The organism is Limimaricola variabilis (assembly GCF_014195545.1).
GTDB classification, from domain to species: Bacteria; Pseudomonadota; Alphaproteobacteria; order Rhodobacterales; family Rhodobacteraceae; genus Limimaricola; species Limimaricola variabilis.
In genome coordinates, this window is record NZ_JACIBX010000036.1 from 1 (window position 1) to 1,096 (window position 1,096).

A 1,096-nucleotide genomic window follows, 5' to 3' on the forward strand; every position below is an offset into this window, starting at 1 on the left:
GACGAGAAGACGGCGGCCGATTTCGGCGTCGACGTCAGCCCGCGGCTGGAGGTGGTGAAGACCGCCGAGCCGCCGGAGCGCAAGGCGGGGATGATGGTCGGCTCGGTCGACGAGCTGGTCGAGAAGCTGAAGGATCTGGGGGTCGTGGGATGAGCGTGCTGCTTCTGGCCGAGGTCACGGACGGCGAATTGAACCGTGACGCCACCGCCCGCGCCGTCTCGGCGGTGCAGGGTCTGGGCGATGTGACGCTCCTGTGCGTCGGCGCCAAGGCCAAGGACGCCGCAAACGCCGCGGCGACGATTCAAGGCGTGGTCCGCGTGCTCTGCGCCGAGGATCCGCTCTACTCCCACCGCCTGGCCGAGCCGGTCGCGGCGCTGGTGGCGCAGCTGGCCGAAGGCCACGAGGTGATCGCCGCCCCCGCCACCACCGACGCCAAGAACGTCATGCCGCGCGTCGCGGCGCTCCTCGACGTGATGATCATCCCCGACGTGCTGGCGGTGCATGGCGACGGCAGCTTCGACCGCCCGGTCTATGCCGGCAACGCGGTGCAGACCGTGAAGTCGCGCGACGCGACCAAGGTGATCACCATCCGCACCACCGGCTTCGAGCCGGCGGGCGACGGCGGGTCGGCCTCGGTCGAGGACGTGGCGCCCGCCGCCGATCCGGGCCTGTCCGCCTGGGTCGAGGACAAGCTCGCCGAGAGCGACCGGCCGGAGCTGACCTCGGCCGGGATCGTGGTCTCGGGCGGCCGCGGCGTCGGCTCGCAGGAGAACTTCGCGCTGATCGAGAAGCTCGCCGACAAGCTCGGCGCCGCCGTCGGCGCGAGCCGTGCCGCGGTTGACTCGGGCTTTGCCCCGAACGACTGGCAGGTCGGCCAGACCGGCAAGGTGGTGGCGCCCGCGCTCTACGTCGCGGTCGGCATCTCCGGCGCGATCCAGCACCTCGCGGGGATGAAGGACTCCAAGGTCATCGTGGCGATCAACAAGGACGAGGAGGCGCCGATCTTCCAGGTCGCCGATTACGGCCTCGTCGCCGACCTGTTCACCGCGCTGCCCGAGCTCACCGAAAAGCTCTGAACGACAGGACGGCCCGGCGC

General features: G+C 70.9%; 1 protein-coding gene and 1 pseudogene. Both read left to right on the plus strand.

Going from position 1 to position 1,096, the window contains the following annotated elements; all coding sequences use genetic code 11:
* A pseudogene (locus tag FHS00_RS17550) lies at positions 1–153 on the plus strand (electron transfer flavoprotein subunit beta/FixA family protein); the annotation flags it as partial.
* The gene (locus FHS00_RS17555) at positions 150–1,076 is read left to right on the plus strand and encodes an electron transfer flavoprotein subunit alpha/FixB family protein (RefSeq protein ID WP_183475390.1); all 927 of its coding nucleotides are present in this window, start codon (positions 150–152) and stop codon (positions 1,074–1,076) included. The pseudogene FHS00_RS17550 and the gene FHS00_RS17555, both read left to right, overlap by 4 nt.
* Positions 1,077–1,096 lie beyond the last annotated feature (20 nt).